Raw genomic sequence first — 24713 nt, 5'->3', positions numbered from 1 at the left:
TTTGTCCCAGCCCCTTTCTTGTACGTGCTGCTGTTTAGAGCTATTTTATTTCCTCGTATTGCTCCAACGCTCTTCTGCGGGCCGCTTTGTGATCGATGATTGGGTATGGATAATCCACACCAAGATGAACGTTTGCCTTTTTAAGGATCTCACCGGGAGCGTCTGAGGGCTTGTGTATATATCGATTCGGAAGTTGACTTAATTCCGGTACCCACATTCGGATATATGCCCCATCTTCATCAAACTTTTCACTCTGCAGTGTCGGGTTGAAGATGCGAAAATAAGGGGCTGCATCAAAACCTGATCCCGCCACCCATTGCCACCCCATGGTGTTATTTGCCAGATCGGCATCAATGAGGGTATCCAGAAACCACTCTGCTCCTTTTTGCCAGGGGATGAGCAGGTGCTTCGTGAGGAAGGAAGCCACAATCATCCGCACGCGATTGTGCATGAATCCTGTTGCCCATAACTCCCTCATCCCGGCATCAACAATCGGATAGCCGGTTTTTCCTTGTTTCCATTTTTCCCACCCATCTTCGTCCGTTTGCCAATGAAAATCTTCAAACTTTTCATTGAGGGGCCGGCTTGTGGAATCGGGATAATGGAGGAGGACTGCGTAAGAAAATTCCCTCCATATCAGTTGCTTGATAAAAGGTTCAACCGGTTTGTTTTCCATTTCAATTAAGGTGTGAAAGATCCTCCTGACGGAAATGACCCCGAGAGCCAAATAGGGAGACAGGGTGGAATAATGTCCCGCACAAGGGAAATCCCTTCCCTCAGCATAATCATGAAGGCTTTTCTTAATGAATGATTTCATTCTTTTGAAGGCTGCCTCTTCACCGGGGTCCCAAATACTTTCCATGATGTGATACCAGGGGATGGGTGGAAGGAGGGCTAAATCCTCCAGAAACATCCCAACTTCTTTAAGTTGTGGAACCTCTAGATGTCTTAAGGACGGAAGGGGTGAAGGGATTTCTTCTTTTCTCAGTGATCTGTAAAAGGCTGAGTATACTTTATAAGGGGTTTCGTCGTCCTTTTTTATTTTCCACGGTGGCAATAGTAGTGTGCCCTCAAAGGTTTTGACTTCAATGCCTTGAGAGGATAAGGACTCGGCCATGATACGATCCCTTTCATATATTTCGGGGTCGTAAACCCGATTCCAATAAACAGCAGATGCATTTGTCTTCTCCACCCATTCGGGAAGAACTTCTTCGACTTTCCCCTTATCCAGCCAAAGTCGTCCGTTAATCGATTGAAGAGTGCACTGAAAGGCCTCGATATTCCTGTGAAGCCACCACTTCTTTGCTTCCCCCGCTGGATATGAAGAGGTTTTCTCATCCAAAATATAAAGGGGGATCACCTTCCCTTCCCGGCAAGCTGCGTAGAGGGCAGGGTGATCATCAATCCTGAAATCCTCCCTGATCAGAACAATGACCGATTTCTCCATGTTGATTCCTCCTTGAAATAGGGTCTATAGATAATGGTATGAGTATTTTTGTGCGAAGTTTGAGTCTGTTTAAAAGTATAATGAACCTTCCAATTGGATACAAAAATCGATGGGTTTAACGAAAAATGTTTATTTGGGATTGAAACCAGGAATGATATAGGTGTAATATTACACTATAAACCAATAAGGTGTGAAACCATGACAAAAGAAGAAATCATATTAATCATCTCTGATAAATTAAGGCTGATACGGACGGAAGCGGGATATACCCAGGACAAGATGGCAACTGTCATAGGGTTATCGAAAAAAACACTGGTTCAGATTGAAAAGGGGAGGGTGATGGCCAGCTGGACCGCCGCCGTTGCCATTTGTGCCTTATTTAAGGACAGTGAAACCCTGGCAGCAAGTATAGGGGGGGAACCTCTTGAAGTCATCGAAACCATTGCCCGGGAAGGCATCGATTATCGGAAAGAAAAAACCCTTGGCGGCAAGATGTGGTGGAAAGACGTGAAAAAGACCGATGAATATATCCTCCAACAAAATCTGTTCAGCAAGCATTATCGAATATTAGACAGTGAGGACTACCGTATCTATAGCAGCTTTGATGAGGAAGGCAGCCATAAACGCTTCGATGAATTAGCGGAAGGGTAGACACATACATAAAAGGGAGGGACACACCTTGTATAAGGTCCGTCCCTCCCTGACTCAAGGTCATTTTACAACGAGAACACTGGATTCACAATCCTGGGTGACTTTTTCACTGACGCTGCCGAGTACCCATTTTTTCACGCCGGTTTTGCCGCTGCTGCCGACTACCACTAAGTCGGCCTGTATTTCTTTGGCATACTCACATATGCGTTTCGCTTCTGAACCGGACAGGTGGATGTAATCGGCCTCTACTCCATAAGGAGAAAGCTTTTCCCTCGCATTCACCAGATATGGATGGGTAGAAGAGGGGGTCTTGATTTCATGACGATCTTCTTCTGATGTATGGACCTTATTATCCGGTGAAACCGAGAGATTCCCCATGTACTGGTTATCAAAACCAGGGGATGTATCAGCGATCGCATGAGTCGGTGTAAGGTTCTCATGGGATTCATTCGCTGTTTTCTCATCTGAAATGTGAAGTACGGTTAATTTTGTGTCTATAGAACTTTTCATTAATTTCGATACTTCTTCCAACGCTTTTTTGCTGCCATCTGTTTCATCATAAGCTAATAAAATATGTCTATACATGTTAATCACCTCAATAGTGGGATATCTGTTATTTACCCATTTGAAAAATATTTAATCTCTTTCTGCAGATTCTAGAAAAGTCATGAAATTGAAACCGAATAAAAGGAGCAGAATGGGGGAAGATCCATTCTGCTCCTTCGCTTTAAAAATACAAATAATAGCAAGAATAATGTTTGGCTGATATGGTGTTTCTTAAAGCATGCTGATAATCCAGCCAATAACAACGATTGCACCAATGACCATTAAGATTGTACGTACCATGAAAATCACCTCGACTTATCGTATTTCTAACCGGTTAAAAGTAAGATACCCCGTTAACTATTTGTTAAAACATTCTCCCTCTGATTGTTTAACCACGTTATTCCTGCCGGTGTTATTTCAGTGCCGCTTCTTCCTCTTTGAATGAAGACGTAACCCAGATCCTGAAGTTCGTTCAAACGTGTCCGGATTTGTTGGACGGATAGAGGAGTCGAGCTTTGTTGGAGTGAAGAATGGATTTTTTGCCTGCTCGCCCTCTCACCCTTTTCGAAGAACGTCACTAATACAGCCAGGATGTTGATATACTCCCCGGATTTGGACATGGGGATTTCCGGGAGGGGATAGGTACCCTTAGTCTGCTCCTTTTCTGTAAAATTATGATCGTTTCTCGGTAATTCCTGTATGGTTAATCGATCGTGTCCACAAACGGTCATCATGTACAGGAGCGTGTTCTTCAGTTCTCTGATATTCCCACTCCAAGGGGCTTTCTTCATGGCTTCTAAAACGGCTTCGTCGATGGTGGTGATCTTACTCTGTTCCATGCGAAGGAAATGTTCAATGAGGAGGGGGATATCCTCACTTCTTTCCCTAAGGCTCGGAAGTTGAAGGGACAGTACTTTCAATCGATGGTAAAGATCTTCACGAAACGTTCCTTCTATTATTAGGGATTGAAGGTCCTTATTGGTGGCGGCAATGATTCTGACATCAACCGGAATGTTTTTATTCCCTCCGATCCTTCTGATTTCCATTTCCTGAAGGACCCTCAAGAGCCTGGCCTGAAGCTTTAAGCTGATATCTCCAATTTCGTCGAGAAAAAGGGTGCCCCCGTCTGCTTGTTCGAATAATCCCTTTTTGCCGCCCTTTTTTGCCCCGGTGAAAGCCCCATCCTCATAACCGAATAATTCACTCTCTAATAAATCTTCCGGTAATGCACTGCAGTTCACGGCCAGGTAAGGACTGTTCTTACGGGAAGAATCATTGTGCATGGCACTTGAAAACAGCTCTTTCCCGGTACCTGTCTCACCGTAGATCAGGACGGGCAGCTCACTCTGTGCAAGTTTTCCCGCAATCAATTTGGTCTCAGTGATAAGCCGGCTGTTTCCCAGTATGCTTTCAAATGTATATTTGGCGATATATCCCCTTCGCTGCAATTCCCTTTTTCGTACCTTTTCCATTTCAATGGTTTCTTCCATATCCTTGAATGTGGCCACGATGACCCCTTCAGCCTCCAACCGGAAACGATATACCATCACATTCTGCTGCCGCAGGGTGAAATATTCCTGATCTTCATCCTGGCGGGAGGTCAGAAAATGGTTGAGTTCGATATTTTTAAACACCCTGTTCAACTTTTTTCCTTTTGCATGGGTGGCGGTGATGCCGACCATCCTTTCAAGCACTTCATTGAAGACGGTGATTTCCCCATCCTCCTGAAAGGCGAGGATCCCGTCATTGACTCCATCTACCACCTTGTTTAAAAATTTGTTCAATGTTTTCGCGCGCCTGTTGATGGCGCCGAGTTTTTGACTGAGTTCAATGATCTTTCTCGTATAACGATCAGTAATGTCTGAGGTAAGTTGTTCGGATAATTGAAAGTGGTATATGATTTTCATGATCGTATTCAAATCAATGAGTCTTACACCGATATCTATTTTCTTCGGGATGGAAGAAGGGATGCTTCTCATTTCACCTGGAGAGATGGCGATATCGAATGGTCCCGGATATGCTGCCGATGGGGAGTAAGGGATATAATCCACATGATCGATCCCGAGTCGTTTTAAAGTGGAGACAGCTTCTTGGGCCGTTTCAATGAAGTCATTGACATACAGGATCCTTTTTCCGGGAGGTAATTCAAATATACGGTCTATGTATTCATAATTCACGGTACGGCGGGCTTTAATGATGGAGCAGGAATCGAAATCGATATATTCCTCTACTTCAGGGGCGATCAGTGCAGAAGAGTACACGATCAACTCATCCGTAAAGTACTTAGGGATCCCTTCATCACACGCATAGCTTGTTATATGGATCAACTCTCCGAAAACGGATTGCAGCTGTTCCTTCAAAGCTTTCTCCGTTTCCTTTGTACCAGCTAATAGGATTAATTCTCGTTTCATTTGGCGCCTCCTTATGGTTGGAAATAGGTTTATTGGTTACTTATATTCTAACCGATTTCAACCATTAATGGAGCGGAAGTTTGTATTTTCAGATAATTGAAGGTTGGCACAGAACTTGCATGTATATGGATGAGCTTTATCATACTGTCAAACGGGGGGATTTAAGAATGGAGAGAGAACAAAAAGCCTGGAAGGTGCCGCACACGTTTATCATCGTGTTTTTCGTCGTGCTGGCAGCTGCTATTTTAACGTATGTCATACCTAAGGGGCAATTTGCAACAGAAGAGATTACGTACATGCAGGATGGGGAAGAACAGACAAAAACGGTGTTAAACCCGGATTCTTTCAGTTATTTAAAAGATGAAGATGGAAATCTGATCAGAGAAGGAACGAGTCTATTCGAACCCGGTGGGGGGATCGGTTTCCTGAACTATGTATTTGAAGGTCTAGTTTCCGGCGATAAATGGGGATCGGCTGTAGGGGTAGTGGCTTTTATCCTCATTATCGGGGGAGCATTTGGAATCATCATGAAAACAAGAGCGATTGAAGAAGGGATCCTCAAGGTCATCGATCGGACCAAAGGGAAGGAATCCTTAATCATTCCGATCATGTTCTTCTTATTTTCATTAGGTGGAGCCGTTTTTGGAATGGGGGAAGAGGCCATCGCCTTTGCTATGATCCTCGTTCCGATCATGATTGCCATCGGGTATGATGCCATCACGGGGATCATGATCACGTATGTAGCAACTCAAATCGGGTTTGCCACGTCATGGATGAATCCATTCGGTGTGGCGATCGCACAAGGGGTATCAGGGGTTCCGGTTCTATCAGGGGCAGGCTTCCGAATTGTCATGTGGATAATCTTTACCCTGGTTGGAATCATTTACACGTGGAGATATGCCAATGCGATCAAGAAGGATCCTAAACGAAGTCTTTCTTATAAGACGGATGAGTACTTCCGTAAAGAAGGTAAAGTGGAAAATCTAAATGCAAAGTTCACTTGGGGACACTCACTCGTCATCCTGACGGTAGCAGTGGGGATTGCGTGGATCATTTGGGGAGTAGTCGAGCACGCTTACTATATCCCTGAGATTGCGAGCCAATTCTTTACGATTGGTTTAGTGGCAGGGATCATCGGCGTTCTATTTAAATTAAATGGAATGAGTTGGGACGATGTAGCAAACGGCTTCATCGACGGTGCCAAGGATCTTTTGCCTGCCGCATTGGTGGTCGGGATGGCAAAAGGGATCGTCATCATCCTTGGTGGGGACGCACCGGACGCACCATCGGTCTTAAACACAGTGTTATATGGTGCAGGTCAAGTGGTGGGTGATTTCCCTGAAGCCATTTCTGCCTGGTGTATGTATGTATTCCAATCTGTATTCAACTTCTTCGTCGTTTCCGGTTCTGGTCAAGCAGCGCTCACGATGCCTCTGATGGCACCACTTTCAGATATCGCCGGCGTCACCCGCCAGGTAGCGGTACTTGCTTTCCAATTGGGGGATGGACTGACGAATATCCTGGTTCCGACCTCTGCTGCCCTGATGGGTACACTCGGAGCAGCACGTGTCGATTGGGGTGTGTGGGCTAAATTCATCATTAAATTCATGCTCATTCTATTCGTACTGTCGTCCATCTTTGTGATTACGGCAACACTCATCGGATTCTAACTTATGAACTTTCGTGCCGGGTCCACCTTTCTGGCCCCGGCGCGGTCATTAACATGAAATGAAAGGAGCAAACATCATGCTGACATTAATTCAAAACGGGGAAGTTTATGCTCCAGAATATCTAGGGAAAAAAGATATCCTCCTGGTCGGGGATAAAATAGGATTCATTGAAGACCATATTGAGCTTCCGGATTCATTTGTGGATATAAAAGTCGTGGATGCACTAGGGAAGTATGTGGTACCCGGATTCATTGACTCCCATGTACATATTATGGGCGGCGGAGGTGAAGGAAGCTTCCGTACAAGGACTCCGGAAATCCAACTCTCCCAGGCCACTCTTGCCGGAATCACCACTCTTGTCGGGGTCATCGGAACAGATGGGACAACGAGGACGATGGCAAGCCTTATTGCTAAAGCGAAGGGACTTGAAGAAGAAGGAATCACATGCTACACACAAACCGGTTCCTACCAGGTACCCTTGAAAACGCTTACCGGAAAGATCGAGGACGACATCATCCTGGTGGACAGAATCATAGGCGTGGGGGAAGTGGCCATTGCCGATCACCGATCCTCCCAACCGACGGTCAACGAATTAGCAAAAATTGCATCAGCTGCAAGGATCGGTGGCATGTTGTCCGGCAAAGCAGGCATTGTCAATGTCCATGTGGGGGATAGTTATGATCACTTGAAACTCCTGGAAGAAATCGTCGAGACAACGGACATTCCGATCAAACAATTCTACCCGACACATATTAACCGGAATGCCCATCTCTTTGAAGCAGGGATCCAATTTGCATTAAGAGGAGGATATGTAGATTTTACGACAAGCACCATCCCACAGTTTCTCGAAGACGGGGAAGTCAAATGCAGTCAGGCACTTAAACGCATGCTCGATGCAGGCGTACCAGTGGAACAAATCACATACACTTCCGATGGACAAGCAAGCCTGCCGGATTTTGATGGGGATGGAGAACTGATCGGGCTGCAGATCGGTCAGGTGTCGAGTCTCTACAGAGAGGTAAAGGACGCCGTTCTGGAGGAAGGCATTCCGTTGGAAACAGCGATCAAAGTCATAACCTCCAATCCTGCGAAAATCCTGAAATTAAAGGAAAAAGGGCTTGTAGAAATAGAAAAGGACGCTGATCTTGTACTATTGGATAAAAACTCACTCGATGTGAGCTCTGTCTTCGCCAGGGGCAAATTGATGGTGGAGGATGGGAAGGCGATTGTGAAGGGGACATTTGAATAACTGTTATAAGTGGAAATAGCCTGGGGCCTTTGTGCTTCGGGCTATTTTTCTTAGTGCCGGGTATGAGTGAGCTATTGGATTCTTTAAAGGAATTCTTCCGAGATGTTCATTTTATCAGGAAAATTCCAGTTATATCATGGAAATCCCCTACATCAGCGGAGTCTGGAATATATCAGCGGAAATCCACATATATCAGCGAAGAGGCCAATCAAGACCCCTTCTTAAAAGATACCCGGTCCCCATCCGACCAGAGGCGGAGGAAAAAACCACCAATAGACCCTCCTGACGATGAGTGGATTTCTGTACGATAAAGAAAGTTAATCAGTGATGGGGGACGGTTTGTATGAAAAAAATGATCGAAATCTTTCAGAATCCAATATTTTTAAAATTATTTTTCGCTAATTTCACTTCGCATATGGGAAGTGTGATAGGGCTGACAGCGTTCATGTTTTATCTTCTGGACCGCTTTTCGGATCAGCCCATGTATGCTTCCTTAACCGAAATGATGTACTCGCTTCCGACGCTTCTGGTGTTTTTCCTGGTGGGTGTTTTCGCTGACAGAATGGATCGTCAAAAGATTGCGTATCACTGTGATACGATCAGTGCCTTTCTCACTCTATTATTATTCGGCGCCGTATTCATCGGCTGGCTTCCGCTCATCTTTGCCGTTCTTTTCCTGAGGAGCGGCGTCCAGAAGTTCTTCTTTCCGGCTGAACAGGGAATCTTGCAAGGGGTACTCTCCAAGGATGATTATTCCACGGCAGCTGGATTGAATCAAATGGTGATGAGCTTGTTCATGCTCCTTGGAAATGCGATTGCCATCTTTGTCTATTGGACGGCGGGGATCTACGGTGCCATCGCCGTTGACTTCGCTACCTTTGTGGTCTCTGCCATCCTCATTAAAAAATGTGTCATTCCTGAAGATGTCAGGCTGCCGAATGGGAAACATGCTTTGAAGGATTTGAATATTCAATCTGTCACCAAGGACTTTACAGCCGGCATGAGATATATTCTGAATCATAAGCTGCTATTATCATTGATTGGCGGGTTTGTCGTATTTGGGGTCGTGAACGGGGGATTCTCTGTCATTCCGATCTTTATATTGAAATATAAACTGGCTCCCGGATCTTATGAGGAATATTCAATTCTATTAGGAGTCGCTTTCGGGGCTGGGGTACTGATCGGAAGTATCTTCTCATCGATGCTCGCCCAGAAGTTCAAGTTTCACGTATTGATCGTGGCAGGGCTGGTGATTTCAGGAACATTTATCATCGCAGCGTCCTTCGCGCCGACCACCTGGACCTTCCTGATGATCATTTTTATCGCTGCGCTGGGATTACCCCTCGTAAATATTGCGATCGGAGGATGGATGCCGAGTATCATCGACCCTAAAATGATGGGAAGGGTGCAGGGGTGGATCAATCCACTCATGATGCTGTCCCAATCTCTCACCCTCGGAGTCATCGCCATGACATTCCCTGAAGTGGTCACTGTAGAGATGCTTTACTGGCTCGTAGGCGGATGCTTGATCATAGTAGCCATCTTCTACACCATCATTCTGCCAAAATACGTAAAGGAAGAAGAAACCCAGACGGCCGTTCTAAATGGATAATCCTGATTCCCCTCTGATGAATAGGTAAGACTAATCATCAGAGGGTTTTCTACTATTGAAAATACAGAATGAAAAAAATGTTAAGATACTATACTATTTTTATGAACGATTTTTCCTGTTGTGCGTCTTATCAATGAACTCACCGGCTGGGGTGGATAGAAAGGACAGTAGGGGATGGAAGAGAAAAAATGGATTAAACAAGCGAAAAAGGGGAATCACGAAGCCTTTGCTCTTCTTTTTAGGGAACATTATCCCTTTCTAGTGAAATACTTGATCAAAGTGACCATGAATCGTGATCAGGCAGAAGAGCTTGCCCAGGATACCATGGCGAAATGCGTGGAGAAGATCCATCAATACAACGGTAAATCCAAGTTTTCTTCTTGGCTCATATCCATTGCCACCAATCGGTATATCGACCTTCAGCGCAAACGGAAAAGAGAAACCGATTGGCAGAAAGAAGAAATGAGTGTAAGAAAGCTGAAATGGGAAATGGAATCTAGAAATGAAGAATGGAATGACGTGTTAGGGGCATTGTCCACATTATCTGAAGATGTCAGGCTCCCGATCATTCTGAAACATTATTACGGATATTCGTATGAAGAAATAGGTCATATGACAGATCTTGCACCAGGGACAGTGAAATCAAGAGTGCATAACGGGATCATCAAGCTGAGAAAGGAGTTGAAAATAGATGAACAATGATCATGAACAGGATGAAATCAAGAAAGTATTGCAGGACGGTTTCCAGTCGATTGATAAGGAAGTAGATGAAAACACTCCGTCCCTGCAATGGTTTGAGCAATTGGTTGTGGATCAGCAGCAGCAGCTGAGAGCCAGGTTTAAACGGGATATCTTCCTTTTTCTTCTGCTGGCCTGCTGTATCCTGACTGTGTTCACCCTTACATTATTTCAGCTGCCCGCGCTATTTCTTCTCCTGCAGGTTCTCATCTTCGTGGGAGCACTAATGTTTATCGGGATAACCTATGTGAAAAAGGTGAAAAGGATATGACAAAAGAAGAACTCTATATTCTCCCCATTGTCATTCCCATCCTTTTGATTCAAAGTATTTATTTGTTTATCGATGCACGGAAGAACGGTCACCAATACTGGTTCTGGGGGATCTGGGGATTGATTCAGTGTCCGATGCCCATCCTTTTTTATTTGATATTCGCCAAGAAGGTTTGGAGGAAATTCAAAGGAAGAAAGAAATGAGGGTTCACTCAACCATCAGAAGAGCATATAGTGTATAGAAAATTACTAATAAAAATAATATTGACACAATTCAGGCTGTGTAGTATGGTTATTAATGGAATAAATAATGAACATGAATGGAGGGTTTGTGATGATGAAAGTGTATAGAGTTCAACAAGCGCGAGCGGCATTTAATACTAATTTCATATCATCACATGACCAGTAACTCCTTAGCGATAACGTTAATCCATTGAGCATAGGTTATGTACGTAACCTGTGCTTTTATATGTCCAAAAACAAAGACGGACGTTTAGAAGGCGCAAAATATTCGATTGGATCAGGTCCCGGACCATGAGTGATCGATTGATGACTGCCTCTTGACGTCCGTCTTTTTTATGCTTTAAAGGTGAATGGTGCATCCAAGGGTATCCTTGATCACATATATAGTCAATTTATAGAGGAGGAAATGAAGATGGAAATGGTTCAAATGAAGAAGATGCTGGCTGCGGTGGAGACAGAAGGCGGATAGTGTTGAAAGTCGACAAGGGGAGGTAAAGTAGGATGTTTAGTATTTTTAAGAAATTATCATGGTTTTTTATTGAAAATTGGAAAAGGTATACGGTGGCGATTGTTCTCTTAACGATTGTCGGGGTCCTTGATGTGATCCCGCCTAAGCTTGTCGGGAATGCCATCGATGACATTCACCTCGGTGCGATGAGCTGGGATGTGGTGGGGAAGTATCTGTGGATGATTGCAGGGATTGCCCTCCTATCATATGGGATGACCTATGTATGGATGTATCAACTATTCGGCGGGGCCTTTCTCGTTGAGAGGAAGCTGCGCAGCAAATTCATGGGACATCTGTTAAAGATGACACCGACATTCTTTGAAAAGAATCGTACGGGGGATTTAATGGCAAGGGCAACCAATGACCTGAAGGCGATTTCGGTAACGGCCGGTTTCGGTGTGTTAACCTTAATCGATTCCAGTGTTTTCATGTTAACGATCCTTTTTACAATGGGATTTCTCATCAGCTGGAAACTGACGATTGCGGCCATATTGCCACTGCCGATCATGGCCGTGTTGATGAAGGTATACGGTGCGAGAATTCATAAGCGGTTCACCGAAGCACAGGATTCATTCGGGGACTTGAATGATAAAGTTCTTGAGTCCATCGCTGGAGTCCGGGTCATAAGGGCATATGTGCAGGAACGGGCTGATGAGAGGCGGTTCGCTGATATGACGGAAGACGTATATGACAAAAACATCGGTGTAGCGAGGATCGACTCGCTCTTTGAACCTACCATCAAAGTCCTGGTCGGATTGAGTTACTTAATCGGACTTGGCTACGGTGCCTACCTGGTGTTTCATCAGACCATCACCCTGGGAGAACTGGTCTCGTTTAATGTATATCTCGGGATGCTGATCTGGCCGATGTTTGCGATTGGTGAATTAATCAATGTGATGCAGCGTGGGAATGCCTCCCTCGACCGGGTTCAGGAGACCCTTGATTATGTCCAGGACGTACAGGACAAAGAGAATCCTACATGGATTGATTCCCCTGAACAGATCGGTTTCAAGGATGTGGACTTTCAGTACCCTTCCTCACAGGTCCTTAATCTGGCCAACATCAATGTGGACATTCACCAAGGCGGTACCCTGGGGATAGTCGGAAAGACCGGAAGCGGGAAGACGACGTTCATCAAGCAGCTCCTGCGTGAATATCCAGGAGGTAGTGGCACCCTATCCATCGGGGGGATCCCGATCGGTGATTTGACCATACAGCAAGTAAGGGACTGGATTGGCTACGTGCCACAGGATCATGTTCTATTTTCCAGGACCGTACGGGAAAACATCCTATTCGGGAAGCATGATGCAACTGAGCAGGATTTGGAAAAAGCCATTGAACTGGCTGATTTCAAGAAGGACCTCGAGATGCTGCCGGATGGATTGAGCACCCTTGTCGGAGAAAAAGGGGTAGCCCTTTCAGGGGGACAGAAGCAGAGGATATCGATTGCCCGTGCCCTGATCAAAAATCCTGAAATCCTGATCCTGGATGACTCGTTATCGGCTGTGGATGCAAAAACAGAAGCAAAAATCATAGACAATATACGAACAGAACGCGAAGGAAAAACAACGATTATTACGACCCATCGCCTCTCTGCGGTCCAGCGTGCAGATTGGATCATTGTATTTGAAGATGGGAAAGTGGTAGAAGAAGGGGTCCATGAACGACTCCTTGAGAATGGCGGCTGGTACAAAGAACAATTCGACCGCCAACAAGTTGAAGATTCCTCACTTGAGGAGGTGGGCGCATGAAAGTGGGAAGAAAATTAACTGAATATGCGCTTGTTTATAAAAAAATCATCATAGCTGCCCTGCTGATGCTCAGTGTGTCAGTGGCGGCGGAACTTGCTGGTCCTTTCATTGCGAAAAAACTGATTGATGACCACATTTTAGGAATCGAATCCACCTGGTATGAAACGGCCGAAGGGGAAGAAGCGGTACCATATAATGGTACGTGGTATAAGCGTGCCAAGTATTTCTCTGAAGGGGAGACCAAAGGGGAAGACATCCGTATCCTTCAGGTAGGCAGAGCGTTTTATTTTGTCCCTGAAGCCATTTCCTTTGACGGAGAACGATCTGTGTCATCAGGGGAGATGACCATAACCAAAGGGGAACAATCGGCTACCTATCCTGCTGAGAAGCTAACAGGTGATGAGCTTCTCAAGTTCTATAATCCGGAAATCCCTAAGATAATTAAATTGATCGCCTTTTATTTCGGTTTGCTTGTCGCTGCCGCATTCTTCCAATATGGCCAGCGATTCTACCTTCAAAAGGCGGCAAATCGTGTCATTCAAAAAATGCGAAATGATGTGTTTCAACATATCCAGAAGCTTCCGATCCGCTATTTCGATAATCTGCCGGCAGGGAAGGTCGTCGCAAGAATCACAAACGATACGGAAGCGATCCGGGACCTGTATGTAACCGTACTATCGACCTTCTTCTCCAGTACGATTTACATTATCGGAATTTATATTGCGCTATTTATACTGGATGCAAAATTGGCGGCGATCTGCTTGATCCTGATTCCGATCCTGGTGGTGTGGACATACCTGTATCGTATTTATGCATCTAAATACAACCACATCATCCGATCAAAAGTGAGTGATATCAATGCCATGATCAATGAATCGATCCAGGGCATGAACATCATACAGGCTTTCAGCAGGGAGAAGAAAACGAATGAAGAATTCGAAGACTTGAACGAAACACACTTCAAGTATCAAAATAAGCTATTAAGCTTGAATTCAATGACCTCTCACAATTTGGTAGGGGTGTTAAGAAATATCACCTTCGTGGCATTCATCTGGTATTTCGGGGGAGCGGCGATCGGAGTGGGGTCGGTGGTCACACTGGGTGTCCTGTATGCCTTCGTCGATTACATCAACCGATTATTCCAGCCGGTGACGGGGATCGTAAACCAGCTTGCCAACCTTGAACAGGCACTAGTGGCCGGGGAACGTGTTTTCCGACTGTTAGAAGAGACAGGAACTCCTGTTGAAGATGAGAAAATGGACCGATATGAGGGGAATGTCAGCTTTGAGAATGTTTTCTTTGGTTACAAGGAAAATGAATATGTGTTGAAGGATATAACATTTACCGCAAGCAAAGGCCAAACCGTTGCCCTTGTGGGGCACACTGGTTCAGGAAAAAGCTCCATCATGAATCTATTATTCCGTTTCTACGATAGTAATGAGGGGAAAATCCTCATCGACGGAAAAGATATTGTGGATATTCCCTATCAGACGATTCGCGAGCATATGGGAATTGTCTTGCAGGATCCCTATTTGTTTACAGGGACAATCGCATCCAACGTCAGTCTTGACGACCCGAGAATTTCAAGGGAACAGGTAGAAGAGGCACTCAAAGCCGTTGGTGCGGAAAAGGTGTTCAAAAACCTTGAAAAGGGCTATGACGAACCCGTGATCGAGAAGGGAAGCACTCTTTCATCCGGTCAGCGTCAATTGATTTCCTTTGCAAGGGCCCTTGCCTTTAATCCGGCAATCCTGATCCTGGATGAAGCGACATCGAGTATTGATACAGAGACGGAAGCCATCATTCAGGAAGCGATGGAAGTACTGAAAAAGGGAAGAACGACCTTCATCATCGCTCACCGGCTTTCCACGATCAAGAATGCCGACCAGATCCTTGTATTGGATCGGGGCGAAATCGTCGAACGCGGCAATCATGATGAATTGATGAAGCGGATGGGACGATATTTTCAAATGTACCAGCTTCAGCAGGGATCAAATGGTGATATGGCAGGATAAAGGTTGGGAAAGAGCATCCGGCGAGGGTAGTCGGATGCTTTTTCTTTTTGAACGATGCAGGTTTTGAAAAGAACCACGTGCAATGAGGATTTAGAAAGAAGCATATATACAATTTCCTGTTAAGAAAACAGGACTTTTGTGGGATTTTGTCGTTTTAAATCGAATTTCTCCCTTTATCAATGTATAATTTAATTGATAAAAAAGTTTCATAAAGGGAGGATCCTAGAATGGGATGGATGATTGCCATTTTATTTGGGACAGCAGTTGTGCTGCTCATTTTATCGTTTATTAAAACGACACAAACCCACTCAAAGCTTGAACAACAGATAGAGCATGTATCGATTTCTGTGTTGAATGAGGTTCATGAATTGGAGAAGCAGTTAAGGAATATTCAATTGGATGCAGAAATAACCGCCCAGCAGGCAGGGGCTGCACCTGCAGCGTCCGAAGAACGTGACCTGCTCCGCGAGATGCTTGATTTGCATAAAAGAGGCTATTCCATTGAGAGCATAGCGGGAAAAACAAAACTCAAGCCTAATGAAGTAGAGCATATGCTCTCGCCGTATATGGCCCAAAAAGGTGAAAGGGGCTTAGTGGCACAATGACATCTAATTCATTACGGAGTTTTGCTGCAGGGATCTTGATAGCAACGTCTTTGATCGGGGCGGTGTACCTGTTTGGTCCTTCTGAAGCAAAGAGTACCGGGAAAGAAGAACCTGCCAAAGTTGAAAAATTGTCAGAGGACGAAATGGTGAAGAAACTGACTTCAAAGGGCTATGTCATACATACGGAATATCAATGGAATAAGCAGCTCGAAGCAATGAACGAAAAGCAGGAAGACAAAGACGAAGCACCAAACAAAAAAGATGAAAAGACCGATGGCAAGGTGATATACAAAACCATGCTTACTGTTTCTACAGGAATGACCAGCATCGACGTTGGAAATGCCCTCGAGAAAGCCAATATCATCAAGAGTGGTCTGGACTTCTATAAAGAAGTGGAAAAGCGCGGTGTTGAGAACGACTTACGCCCGGGTACATTTGAAGTCGAAAGTGGGATGACCACCGACGAAATCATATCGACCATATTTAAATGATGCATTTTCGGGACAGATTATCTGTCCCTCTTTTATTGCTCAGATCTGTCAATAGCATATTCCCACACGTCTTTTGATATAGGAGTCATCTGTTAGTTGTTGATAAATAAAATCTCCTGTGTCATATATAGAGATGCTTTTCCCTCCTTCGGGAAGAACATCGCTCTCCGTCCTATACTCCCCCAGTCTTTCTCCATCGGGCAAATAGGTCGGACACACGACGGTCCAATCCATTTCCGATGCCTGCAGCATTAAAAAGGCTTTTAAGTGGTCTTCTGCAGCTTTTGTGCTCCTCCGTCTCGATTCACTTGTCTGAAATCGGTAGAGGCCTGAATCCCTCCTTGCCTGGAGGATGCCTGCCGTACCGCAGGTGATGATCCGCTTCACGCCATGATACCTCATGGCTTTTAATAAGATCGGCATGCTTCTTGAAAGGACGTCATGTTTATCGGTATTCAGGCAGCTGACCACGGCCTCGGAGCCCTCGATGGTCTTCATCACGTCTTCTTCGCACAGCACATCACCCACCACCTCCATACCTGAAGCGTCCATTCCATTCTTTCTCCGTACTAAACGGTTGATTTCATATGTTGACCGGGCTTGTTGAAAGACAACGGAACCAACCCGGCCCGTACTACCGAATAAAGAAATTTTCATACTCCTGACCTCCTCGTTTCCTTATAGAAAGTAGTGTATCGTATAACCGGGATTTTTACATGAATCTGGATTGGGGGTTGCATACTAGTAGGTGTCAGGGAAAAAATCTCGAAATGAAAACTTTTATGTTGACTTATTCCCTGTCTCGTTTTATGATGACAATCGTAACAAAATTAAATCCGATAAGAATAGTGGGGGTTTTACAATGAAAAAGTGGAAATTATCCATTATCATGCTAATCGCCTTATCCATGGTATTAGCTGCATGTGGCCAATCTAAAGATAAAGAAGAGTCGAATGGAGATTCTGAGAAAACATCCCTTTACGACAAGGTAAAGGAAGATGGTGAATTGCTCGTGGGTACGGAAGGTACATATCCTCCTTTCACATTCCATGACGAATCAGGGAAACTCACCGGTTTTGACGTGGAAATCGCACGTGAAGTGGCGAAGCGTCTCGGAGTCGAGGCAAAATTCCAGGAAACTCAGTGGGACGCCATGTTTGAAGGATTGAACTCCAAGCGTTTTGATATGATTGCAAACCAGGTGGGGATCCGTGAAGATCGAGAGAAGAAATATGATTTCTCTAAACCATACATCGAATCAAGTGCCGTAGTGGTTGTATCAAAAGACAATAAAGATGTTAAGTCATTTGAAGATATCAAAGGGTTGACTTCCGCTCAGTCCCTGACAAGTAACTACCGTGATATCGCTGAAAAGAACGGTGCGAAGATCCAAGGTGTCGAAGGTCTTGCCCAAGCCATTCAACTTCTGGAACAAGGACGAGTGGACGTGACAGTGAATGATAAGATCTCCATCCTTGATTACTTAAAGAAACAACCGAACGCGAACATCAAAATTGCGGCTGAAGCTGAAGATGCAGGTCAAAGTGGTCTGATGTTCCGCAAAGGCAACGATAAACTGGTTAAAGAAGTAAATAAAGCGCTGGAGGAAATGATGGAAGACGGTACGTACAAAGAAATCTCTGATAAATGGTTCGGAGAAGATGTATCTCCTAAATAGTATTTACCAGGACCCTCAAGCAATGATTGATATTTTGCAAAGCTCCCTGCTTCCGCTGATAAAGGGAGCTTTGTATTATTCTATCCCTCTAGCGCTTATATCATTTGTTCTGGGGATGATCCTGGCTGTTTTGACCGCACTCGCGAGATTATCCAATATCCGTATATTGAGAGGAATCGCAAGAGTGTATGTGTCAGCCATTCGTGGTACGCCATTATTAGTGCAATTATTCATCATATTTTACGGGATGCCTTCAACAGGGATAGAATGGCTGAAGTTTGACCCATTCCCTGCTGCGGTCATCGCCTTTTCATTAAACAAGGGGGCGTATTCCTCTGAAATCGTCCGTGCAGCGATCCAATCGATTCCTAAAGGTCAGTGGGAAGCCGGATATTCGATCGGTATGACCTATTCACAGGCACTGAAACGGATCATCCTGCCACAGGCGACAAGAGTATCGATTCCGCCATTATCGAACTCATTCATCAGTCTGGTGAAAGATACGTCACTAGCTTCCTTGATCCTTGTAACGGAAATGTTCAGAAAAGCCCAGGAAATCGCTGCGACGAACTATGAGTTCCTGCTCATGTATATGGAAGCAGCCCTGCTTTACTGGATCATCTGCTTTATTTTATCCATCATACAGGGTCGTATCGAGAACCGACTGGACCGGTATATTGCCAAGTAATTTTAAAGGAGATTGAATATGATTTCCATCAAAGGTTTAACCAAACGATTTGATCAGTTAGAAGTATTAAAGGGAATGGATGTAGAGGTCGAAAAAGGACAGGTGATCGTCCTGATCGGTCCTTCAGGTTCAGGAAAGACAACCTTCCTGCGTTGTTTGAATGCCCTTGAACTCCCCAATGACGGGACTGTCTCCATCGGAGGAACGTCGGTAGACTTCAATAAAAAAGTATCCAAGCAGGAATTAATCAAGCTAAGAAGGAAAACGGGGATGGTTTTTCAAAACTATAATCTCTTCCCCCATATGACTGCCCTTGAAAACGTCATGGAAGGTCCTACGGTCGTTCAAAAACGCAACAAGTCCGAAACAAGGGAGAAAGCCATACGATTGCTTGAAAAAGTGGGCCTTGGTGACAAGGTGGATTACTATCCATTCCAGCTTTCAGGAGGGCAGCAGCAGAGGGTCGGAATCGCAAGGGCACTCGCCATCGAGCCTGAAGTGATGCTCTTTGATGAGCCGACCTCGGCCCTCGATCCCGAATTGGTGGGCGAGGTATTGAAGGTCATGAAAGACCTTGCTGAAGAGGGGATGACGATGGTGGTCGTCACTCATGAAATGAGATTTGCGAAAGAAGCAGCCGATAAGGTCATCTTCATGGACGGCGGGTATATCGTTGAAGAAGGCACACCAAAGGAAGTTTTCGAGAACCCTCAGAATGAACGGACGAAACAATTCCTGAACTTAATACAATAAATTAGAAAAAGATGGATGGTGCTGACGCTCATTCATCTTTTTTTGTACCGAGGGGAAGTGGCAGAAGTTTCACCCTCTTCGGCACCAGCTCCCCGTTCATCCTACTAAACAATTCATCATTTCCCCATTCTTTTCGAATAAACCGGGGAGTCCCTAATAAACTTTTCAGAAAAAGGTTAAATGGCACGATTTAGTGGAAATATGGTAGTAGTTGGATCATTTATAGGGAGGAATGACAATGGAATACCGTATTGAACGTGACACGATAGGAGAAATGAAGGTTCCTAAAGAAAAATATTGGGGTGCCCAGACTCAGCGGAGTAAAGAAAACTTCCAGATCGGTACAGAAAAGATGCCCATTGAGGTTACATATGCCTTTGCACAGCTGAAGAAGGCGGCGGCAGTCGTCAATCATTCACTTGGAAAGCTTTCGAAAGAGAAGATGGAGGCGATTGGGAAAGCTTGCGATGAGATTCTTGAAGGGACGTGGGATGCCCATTTCCCACTGGTCGTCTGGCAAACGGGTAGCGGTACTCAATCCAATATGAATGTAAATGAAGTGGTTGCCTACCGTGCAAATGAAATACTGGCTGAGAACGGTTCGGATGAGAAAGTTCATCCCAATGATGATGTGAATATGTCCCAAAGCTCCAATGATACATTTCCGACTGCCATGCACATTGCGGCTTATCAGGAAATCGAGTCAAAGCTGTTTCCTGTGCTCCAGGAATTCATTGCCACATTGAAAGAGAAAGAATATCAATTCAAGGATATTATAAAGATCGGACGTACGCATCTCCAGGACGCCACTCCGTTGACACTCGGACAGGAAATCAGTGGATGGCGCTCCATGATGGAAAAATCCTATAGTATGACGAGAGAAAGTGTACAGCGTTTGGTCAATCTGGCCATCGGAGGGACTGCCGTGGGAACAGGGATCAATGCGGATCCCGCTTTCGGTGACAAGGTGGCGAAACAGTTGGAAGTCCAGACAGGCATCACATTCGTTTCATCCGATAATAAGTTCCACGCCCTGACGTCCCATGATGAAATGGTGTATGTACACGGCGCCGTAAAGGCATTGGCAGCTGATTTGATGAAAATAGCCAATGATGTCAGATGGCTTTCAAGCGGTCCCAGGAGCGGCCTCGGGGAAATCACGATACCTGCTAATGAACCAGGCAGCTCCATCATGCCGGGTAAGGTCAATCCTACCCAAAGTGAGGCCGTAACGATGGTCGCGACCCAAGTCTTTGGAAACGACGCAGCCATAGGATTTGCCGCCAGTCAAGGAAACTTCGAACTGAATGTATTTAAACCGGTCATCATCTATAATATGCTGCAATCGGTACGGCTGCTGGCAGATGGAATCAAGTCCTTCAACGACAAATGTGTGAAGGGACTCGAGGCGAACAGAGAGGTCATTGAAGACTTTGTGCAAAGATCACTCATGCTTGTGACGGCTCTCAATCCCCACATCGGATATGAGAAGGCGGCAGAGATTGCGAAGAAGGCACATCAGAATGGATCAACGTTAAAAGAAGCGGCCATCAAGTCAGGCTACCTGACAGAGGAACAGTATGATTCGTGGATCGATCCTGAAGAGATGGTTCATAATAAATGATAGAAAAGAATGGCCAGAGTCCATTCGATCTTAACATCATGAAAGCCCCCGGCCAATGACCGGGGGCTTGATCCATTCATATGAAATTGCTAATTATTGTTGGTACCCGCCACCGATTTGTTGTTCAGCCATTTGAACCAGGCGTTTAGTGATTTCTCCACCTACAGAACCGTTAGCACGAGCTGTTGCATCTGGTCCTAATTGTACGCCAAATTCAGAAGCGATTTCGTACTTCATTTGGTCGATTGCTTGTTGAGCTCCTGGAGCTACTAGTTGGTTAGATGAATTGCTGCGAGATTGTTGCTGTTGCATAATCTGTCATCTCCTTAAAATGTGTATGATTTTTTTTGGTTGGGTTAGCTGGATTTGCACCAGCCCGCTATTCCATGAGCGACCATCTTATTATGGTGTAACCCATCGAGTGGGGTTTAGAGAAGGCTTGTTGCTGCCTTGTTACTAGGTATTATGGTTATTCTGAAGGATTATATGCAGGGTGGTGAGAGGGAATTTATTCCTGTTAAATCCCTGAAAATTCTCTACATAAATCTTTGTGATTGTAAAAAGGATAACAGTATACGATGAATTAGATTGAAAGTATGGTGACACAGCATGAAAGCTTGCGCATTATGTAACGGGATCGTTGAATATAAAGGACTTTGCAAGAAATGCGGGGACTCTACAACCGATCAGGGAAGATATTATGATTTTTACGATGAGTACAGTGCGTATATGGATATACAGCATGTACAATTAGCCGATAGCATCCCGAACAGCAGCTGCTCTGATACTTGCCTCCACCTTTTTACCTGTATACGATGCGGGGAAGAAGAGGGGAAAAGCATCGGTTTAACGGAGTTCTGATAAAAAATGGCGCATCCCTCTGATGGGATGCGCCATTTTCTTCTCTTCTTATCGGATTCTTGATTCAGACTCTGAATCAAAGAAATGGGCTTTGTTCATATCAAATGCAAGGTCGATTGTTTGACCGGCAACGATATCAGTACGGGAGTCGACGCGGGCTACAAACTCTTGTCCTTCCAGTTGAGAGTAAAGCATAGTCTCCGCACCCGTTAGTTCGGATACTTCAATTTTTGCTGTGATTTTCGCACCTTCGGCAGTATCCAGGAAAAGGGGTTCATCATGGATATCTTCAGGACGCACTCCGAGGATGATGCTCTTGCCAATGTGACCTTGCTCACGAAGCACTTTCATTTTTCCTTCCGGTACAGAAACCTTTGTATTACCAATGACAAAATGTCCTTCTTCAAGGGATCCGTGGAAGAAGTTCATGGCAGGTGACCCGATGAATCCGCCTACGAAGACATTTTCAGGCTTATCGTATACTTCTTTAGGAGAACCGACTTGTTGGATCACTCCATCCTTCATGACAACGATTCGTGTGGCCATTGTCATTGCTTCTGTCTGGTCATGTGTTACGTAGATCGTTGTCGTTTGTAAACGTTGGTGAAGCTTGGCGATCTCTGCACGCATCTGCACACGAAGCTTCGCATCAAGGTTGGATAATGGCTCATCCATCAAGAACACTTTCGCATCACGGACGATGGCACGGCCAAGTGCGACACGCTGACGCTGACCACCTGATAATGCTTTCGGTTTACGATCAAGAAGTGCTTCAAGGCCAAGGATCTTTGCCGCTTCCTGCACACGGCGGTCGATTTCCTGTTTATCGAACTTACGCAGTTTCAGACCGAATGCCATATTATCATATACGCTCATATGCGGATATAGGGCATAGTTCTGGAATACCATGGCGATGTCGCGGTCTTTTGGCGCCACATCATTCACACGCTTTCCATCAATGGAGAAATCCCCTTTTGAGATTTCTTCAAGTCCGGCAATCATACGGAGGGTAGTGGATTTACCGCAGCCCGATGGTCCGACAAATACGATGAACTCTTTATCCTGAATGTGAAGATTGAAGTCATTCACAGCCGTTACCTTACTATCATAAATTTTGTGGATATGTTCTAATTTTAATTCAGCCATTTAATTTTCCTCCTCTGAAATGCAATCGTTTTCATCTATAGATTCATTGTAGAGAAAGCGTATACAAAACGATATGGTCAACCTGCACAAAGTTGTCTAGCTCTTTTTGGGCAGGTTGTCAGATTGGAAGCTTAAACAGGCAAAATAGGCAAGGATCCCTCCCTGGAAGCTTTTAATATCTATATTTGTTTTTTCGATAAACTTATCAATCCGGTACTGGACGCTGTTCCGGTGCATGAATAATTTCTTGGCCGTCTGACTGATATTGGATTGATTTTCGAGAAAGGCCCTTATCGTGTGGATCAGGTCGGGGTCTTCCGTAAAGATGTCGACGACCTTTTTGAAAATATGCTCTTCCCATTCCCGCGGAAGATGATGGAGGGCAAATTCAGGCAGCACCGTCACAGCCGTTTGGATGAACGCCTGTTTATGGTTGACTTTGGTAAATGCAAACAGCTCCCGCTCACGTGCGAAGAAAGCCGGATATCGAGAATCGACCTCATGAAATTGCCCTATGTAAAAAGAGGGGCTGACGAAAAAGTCCGACTCGATCACATGGGAAATAGACAGCAATTGCTCCTCATCGAGTGCCCATTCATGCTTCTCTTCAATGAGCAGTCCCCTCTGGTCAGCCTCGAATACGAGGATGGTCCCATGTGGTAATAGATGTTGAAACGCCTCTTTGAGTTGAAGCGGATTCAATTCCTCTTTCATTGTGAACTGAATGACACGTACCTCCCCCGCTTTTGTAGAAGGCGCGGCACCATGTTCAACCAGGTAGTGGTACCACTCGGCAGCCTCTGGGGAATCATTCACCATTCCCGGTGGGGCGTCAATCTTCTTAAACAAGCAGCATAACAAATCGGTTTCTTCCTGGGAGATCTCCGATTGATCGATCCCTATATATTCATCTTCCTGTTCGTTTGTAAACCAAACCTTAGTGGGTTCAAGGCTTGTGGGATAGTGGTGCTGGATAATGGCCCCAGGATATTTTTTACGTAAAGATGTAAACATATGATCCCTCTTTGTTCATTATTATAGTAAATAAGGTTATAATGACTATTGTACTGAAATAGTCCGAGTAATCAAAGAGTGGATGATTGCAAAAGTATACTAATTTTAATACTATTATAGAATGAATAAATTCTTATGGGGTGTCCTGATATGGAATATACTAAAGAAGTTACGAATCGAATGAAGCGTCTTGAAGGTCAGGTGCGCGGTGTATTGAAGATGATGGAGGAAGAACAGCATTGTAAGGATGTCGTGACCCAGTTATCTGCAGTTCGCACGGCCGTTGACCGCACAATCGGTCTCATCGTGGCGAAAAATCTGGAAGCGTGCATACGCGAATCAGAAGAAGAGGGTATAAAGGCGGAAGATGCGATTCAAGAAGCCGTCAATATGCTTGTGAAAAGCCGATAAATGATCAAAAGCTGCCACAGGGGGAATTCCCCTTGGCAGCTTTTTTTGGTTAGCTCCGGCGGCTAGTCCCTCGAGGTCATAAGCCGGAAATGCCAAAAAGGCAAAGAGCGCCTTTCCGGCCTTTCCGTCTTATGCTTGTCGCCTCTAAGCAAGCCGCCTGCGCTTTTCTAGTGTCCAGCTCCGGCGGCTAGTCCCTCGAGGTCATAAGTCAAACCCACCAAAAAGGCAAAGAGCGCCTTTTCGGTGGGTTCGTCTTATGCTTGTCGGGCCTGATCAAGCCGCCTGCGCTTTTCGATTGTCCAGCTCCGGCGGCTAGAGGCTCGAGGTCATA

Annotated in this window: 24 protein-coding genes; 17 read left to right on the top strand and 7 right to left on the bottom strand. The window is 45.0% G+C overall.

Annotated features, from left to right (window positions below; genetic code table 11):
• Positions 1-40: 40 nt before the first annotated feature.
• The gene (locus CN378_RS22270; RefSeq protein WP_098354691.1) at positions 41-1447 is read right to left on the bottom strand and encodes a cryptochrome/photolyase family protein; all 1407 of its coding nucleotides are present in this window, start codon (positions 1445-1447) and stop codon (positions 41-43) included.
• A gap of 198 nt (positions 1448-1645) precedes the next feature.
• Between CN378_RS22270 and CN378_RS22265 the strand changes: the two genes are divergently transcribed.
• Positions 1646-2098 carry a helix-turn-helix transcriptional regulator gene (locus tag CN378_RS22265; protein ID WP_098354690.1) on the top strand — a complete coding sequence of 151 codons (453 nt, stop codon included), beginning with the start codon at positions 1646-1648 and terminating at the stop codon, positions 2096-2098.
• A 60-nt stretch (positions 2099-2158) separates the two neighbouring features.
• On the opposite strand, the gene CN378_RS22260 is transcribed toward CN378_RS22265, so the two are convergent.
• Positions 2159-2683, bottom strand: coding sequence for a universal stress protein (locus CN378_RS22260; protein WP_098354689.1), 525 nt, complete (start codon positions 2681-2683; stop codon positions 2159-2161).
• A gap of 314 nt (positions 2684-2997) precedes the next feature.
• On the bottom strand, positions 2998-5055 hold the full coding sequence (locus CN378_RS22255; RefSeq protein WP_098354688.1) for a sigma-54 interaction domain-containing protein: 2058 nt from the start codon (positions 5053-5055) through the stop codon (positions 2998-3000).
• Positions 5056-5222: 167 nt separating this feature from the next.
• On the opposite strand from CN378_RS22255, the gene yfcC reads away from it, so the two are divergent.
• From yfcC to CN378_RS22205, 10 genes are all read left to right on the top strand, one after another.
• Positions 5223-6725 (top strand): putative basic amino acid antiporter YfcC, encoded by a 1503-nt coding sequence (gene yfcC, locus CN378_RS22250; protein WP_098354687.1) that lies wholly within the window; start codon positions 5223-5225, stop codon positions 6723-6725.
• 76 nt (positions 6726-6801) lie between these two features.
• Entirely contained in the window at positions 6802-7974 is a 1173-nt protein-coding gene (iadA, locus tag CN378_RS22245) for a beta-aspartyl-peptidase (RefSeq protein WP_098354686.1), read from the top strand.
• 343 nt (positions 7975-8317) lie between these two features.
• Positions 8318-9586, top strand: a complete 1269-nt coding sequence (locus CN378_RS22240) for an MFS transporter (RefSeq protein ID WP_098354685.1) — start codon at positions 8318-8320, stop codon at positions 9584-9586.
• Positions 9587-9760: 174 nt separating this feature from the next.
• Positions 9761-10288 (top strand): RNA polymerase sigma factor SigY, encoded by a 528-nt coding sequence (gene sigY, locus CN378_RS22235; RefSeq protein WP_098354684.1) that lies wholly within the window; start codon positions 9761-9763, stop codon positions 10286-10288.
• Positions 10278-10595, top strand: a complete 318-nt coding sequence (locus CN378_RS22230; protein WP_098354683.1) for a YxlC family protein — start codon at positions 10278-10280, stop codon at positions 10593-10595. Before sigY ends, CN378_RS22230 begins: the two co-directional genes overlap by 11 nt.
• Complete coding sequence (locus CN378_RS22225; RefSeq protein ID WP_098354682.1) at positions 10592-10798, top strand: sigmaY antisigma factor component; 207 nt, start codon at positions 10592-10594, stop codon at positions 10796-10798. The genes CN378_RS22230 and CN378_RS22225 overlap by 4 nt, the downstream gene beginning before the upstream one ends.
• Positions 10799-11338: 540 nt before the next feature.
• Entirely contained in the window at positions 11339-13096 is a 1758-nt protein-coding gene (locus CN378_RS22220; protein ID WP_098354681.1) for an ABC transporter ATP-binding protein, read from the top strand.
• Positions 13093-15111: an ABC transporter ATP-binding protein gene (locus tag CN378_RS22215; RefSeq protein ID WP_098354680.1), complete on the top strand. Its 2019-nt coding sequence runs from the start codon at positions 13093-13095 to the stop codon at positions 15109-15111. The genes CN378_RS22220 and CN378_RS22215 overlap by 4 nt, the downstream gene beginning before the upstream one ends.
• Before the next feature lie 227 nt (positions 15112-15338).
• Complete coding sequence (locus CN378_RS22210; protein WP_098354679.1) at positions 15339-15716, top strand: hypothetical protein; 378 nt, start codon at positions 15339-15341, stop codon at positions 15714-15716.
• Positions 15713-16207, top strand: a complete 495-nt coding sequence (locus CN378_RS22205; protein WP_098354678.1) for a hypothetical protein — start codon at positions 15713-15715, stop codon at positions 16205-16207. The genes CN378_RS22210 and CN378_RS22205 overlap by 4 nt, the downstream gene beginning before the upstream one ends.
• Before the next feature lie 48 nt (positions 16208-16255).
• Here CN378_RS22205 and CN378_RS22200 read toward each other — a convergent pair whose 3' ends face one another.
• A complete protein-coding gene (locus tag CN378_RS22200; RefSeq protein WP_098354677.1) occupies positions 16256-16864 on the bottom strand; it encodes an NAD(P)-dependent oxidoreductase in 609 nt (202 codons plus the stop codon).
• 205 nt (positions 16865-17069) lie between these two features.
• Between CN378_RS22200 and CN378_RS22195 the strand changes: the two genes are divergently transcribed.
• The 4 genes from CN378_RS22195 to fumC all read left to right on the top strand — a co-directional run bounded on the left by CN378_RS22195 (position 17070) and on the right by fumC (position 20950).
• Positions 17070-17885, top strand: coding sequence for an amino acid ABC transporter substrate-binding protein (locus CN378_RS22195; RefSeq protein WP_098354676.1), 816 nt, complete (start codon positions 17070-17072; stop codon positions 17883-17885).
• Positions 17869-18573: an amino acid ABC transporter permease gene (locus tag CN378_RS22190; protein ID WP_098354675.1), complete on the top strand. Its 705-nt coding sequence runs from the start codon at positions 17869-17871 to the stop codon at positions 18571-18573. Before CN378_RS22195 ends, CN378_RS22190 begins: the two co-directional genes overlap by 17 nt.
• Positions 18574-18591: 18 nt before the next feature.
• Positions 18592-19326, top strand: a complete 735-nt coding sequence (locus tag CN378_RS22185; protein ID WP_098354674.1) for an amino acid ABC transporter ATP-binding protein — start codon at positions 18592-18594, stop codon at positions 19324-19326.
• 238 nt (positions 19327-19564) lie between these two features.
• A complete protein-coding gene (fumC, locus tag CN378_RS22180; RefSeq protein WP_098354673.1) occupies positions 19565-20950 on the top strand; it encodes a class II fumarate hydratase in 1386 nt (461 codons plus the stop codon).
• 93 nt (positions 20951-21043) lie between these two features.
• On the opposite strand, the gene CN378_RS22175 is transcribed toward fumC, so the two are convergent.
• Positions 21044-21262, bottom strand: coding sequence for an alpha/beta-type small acid-soluble spore protein (locus CN378_RS22175; RefSeq protein WP_064091756.1), 219 nt, complete (start codon positions 21260-21262; stop codon positions 21044-21046).
• A 297-nt stretch (positions 21263-21559) separates the two neighbouring features.
• Between CN378_RS22175 and CN378_RS22390 the strand changes: the two genes are divergently transcribed.
• A complete protein-coding gene (locus CN378_RS22390) occupies positions 21560-21811 on the top strand; it encodes a hypothetical protein (RefSeq protein ID WP_142323652.1) in 252 nt (83 codons plus the stop codon).
• Positions 21812-21859: 48 nt separating this feature from the next.
• On the opposite strand, the gene CN378_RS22170 is transcribed toward CN378_RS22390, so the two are convergent.
• Together CN378_RS22170 and CN378_RS22165 are read right to left on the bottom strand one after the other, a co-directional pair.
• A complete protein-coding gene (locus CN378_RS22170) occupies positions 21860-22957 on the bottom strand; it encodes an ABC transporter ATP-binding protein (protein WP_098354672.1) in 1098 nt (365 codons plus the stop codon).
• 96 nt (positions 22958-23053) lie between these two features.
• Positions 23054-23971, bottom strand: a complete 918-nt coding sequence (locus CN378_RS22165; protein WP_098354671.1) for a PucR family transcriptional regulator — start codon at positions 23969-23971, stop codon at positions 23054-23056.
• Between the two features lie 150 nt (positions 23972-24121).
• On the opposite strand from CN378_RS22165, the gene CN378_RS22160 reads away from it, so the two are divergent.
• A complete protein-coding gene (locus CN378_RS22160) occupies positions 24122-24382 on the top strand; it encodes a metal-sensitive transcriptional regulator (RefSeq protein WP_098354670.1) in 261 nt (86 codons plus the stop codon).
• Positions 24383-24713: the final 331 nt, after the last annotated feature.

Origin of the sequence: Bacillus sp. AFS015802 (genome assembly GCF_002561455.1) — a bacterium.
Lineage (GTDB): Bacteria > Bacillota > Bacilli > Bacillales > Bacillaceae_B > Rossellomorea.
Note: the sequence above shows the minus strand (reverse complement) of the source record. Positions and strands in the feature narration are given on the sequence as shown.

What these genes read in the sequence shown, in the direction of transcription:
- CN378_RS22270 (WP_098354691.1), bottom strand. Translation starts at nt 1,447, where the DNA reads ATGGAGAAATCGGTCATTGTTCTGATCAGGGAGGATTTCAGGATTGAT.
- CN378_RS22265 (WP_098354690.1), top strand. Translation starts at nt 1,646, where the DNA reads ATGACAAAAGAAGAAATCATATTAATCATCTCTGATAAATTAAGGCTG.
- CN378_RS22260 (WP_098354689.1), bottom strand. Translation starts at nt 2,683, where the DNA reads ATGTATAGACATATTTTATTAGCTTATGATGAAACAGATGGCAGCAAA.
- CN378_RS22255 (WP_098354688.1), bottom strand. Translation starts at nt 5,055, where the DNA reads ATGAAACGAGAATTAATCCTATTAGCTGGTACAAAGGAAACGGAGAAA.
- yfcC (WP_098354687.1), top strand. Translation starts at nt 5,223, where the DNA reads ATGGAGAGAGAACAAAAAGCCTGGAAGGTGCCGCACACGTTTATCATC.
- iadA (WP_098354686.1), top strand. Translation starts at nt 6,802, where the DNA reads ATGCTGACATTAATTCAAAACGGGGAAGTTTATGCTCCAGAATATCTA.
- CN378_RS22240 (WP_098354685.1), top strand. Translation starts at nt 8,318, where the DNA reads ATGAAAAAAATGATCGAAATCTTTCAGAATCCAATATTTTTAAAATTA.
- sigY (WP_098354684.1), top strand. Translation starts at nt 9,761, where the DNA reads ATGGAAGAGAAAAAATGGATTAAACAAGCGAAAAAGGGGAATCACGAA.
- CN378_RS22230 (WP_098354683.1), top strand. Translation starts at nt 10,278, where the DNA reads ATGAACAATGATCATGAACAGGATGAAATCAAGAAAGTATTGCAGGAC.
- CN378_RS22225 (WP_098354682.1), top strand. Translation starts at nt 10,592, where the DNA reads ATGACAAAAGAAGAACTCTATATTCTCCCCATTGTCATTCCCATCCTT.
- CN378_RS22220 (WP_098354681.1), top strand. Translation starts at nt 11,339, where the DNA reads ATGTTTAGTATTTTTAAGAAATTATCATGGTTTTTTATTGAAAATTGG.
- CN378_RS22215 (WP_098354680.1), top strand. Translation starts at nt 13,093, where the DNA reads ATGAAAGTGGGAAGAAAATTAACTGAATATGCGCTTGTTTATAAAAAA.
- CN378_RS22210 (WP_098354679.1), top strand. Translation starts at nt 15,339, where the DNA reads ATGGGATGGATGATTGCCATTTTATTTGGGACAGCAGTTGTGCTGCTC.
- CN378_RS22205 (WP_098354678.1), top strand. Translation starts at nt 15,713, where the DNA reads ATGACATCTAATTCATTACGGAGTTTTGCTGCAGGGATCTTGATAGCA.
- CN378_RS22200 (WP_098354677.1), bottom strand. Translation starts at nt 16,864, where the DNA reads ATGAAAATTTCTTTATTCGGTAGTACGGGCCGGGTTGGTTCCGTTGTC.
- CN378_RS22195 (WP_098354676.1), top strand. Translation starts at nt 17,070, where the DNA reads ATGAAAAAGTGGAAATTATCCATTATCATGCTAATCGCCTTATCCATG.
- CN378_RS22190 (WP_098354675.1), top strand. Translation starts at nt 17,869, where the DNA reads ATGTATCTCCTAAATAGTATTTACCAGGACCCTCAAGCAATGATTGAT.
- CN378_RS22185 (WP_098354674.1), top strand. Translation starts at nt 18,592, where the DNA reads ATGATTTCCATCAAAGGTTTAACCAAACGATTTGATCAGTTAGAAGTA.
- fumC (WP_098354673.1), top strand. Translation starts at nt 19,565, where the DNA reads ATGGAATACCGTATTGAACGTGACACGATAGGAGAAATGAAGGTTCCT.
- CN378_RS22175 (WP_064091756.1), bottom strand. Translation starts at nt 21,262, where the DNA reads ATGCAACAGCAACAATCTCGCAGCAATTCATCTAACCAACTAGTAGCT.
- CN378_RS22390 (WP_142323652.1), top strand. Translation starts at nt 21,560, where the DNA reads ATGAAAGCTTGCGCATTATGTAACGGGATCGTTGAATATAAAGGACTT.
- CN378_RS22170 (WP_098354672.1), bottom strand. Translation starts at nt 22,957, where the DNA reads ATGGCTGAATTAAAATTAGAACATATCCACAAAATTTATGATAGTAAG.
- CN378_RS22165 (WP_098354671.1), bottom strand. Translation starts at nt 23,971, where the DNA reads ATGTTTACATCTTTACGTAAAAAATATCCTGGGGCCATTATCCAGCAC.
- CN378_RS22160 (WP_098354670.1), top strand. Translation starts at nt 24,122, where the DNA reads ATGGAATATACTAAAGAAGTTACGAATCGAATGAAGCGTCTTGAAGGT.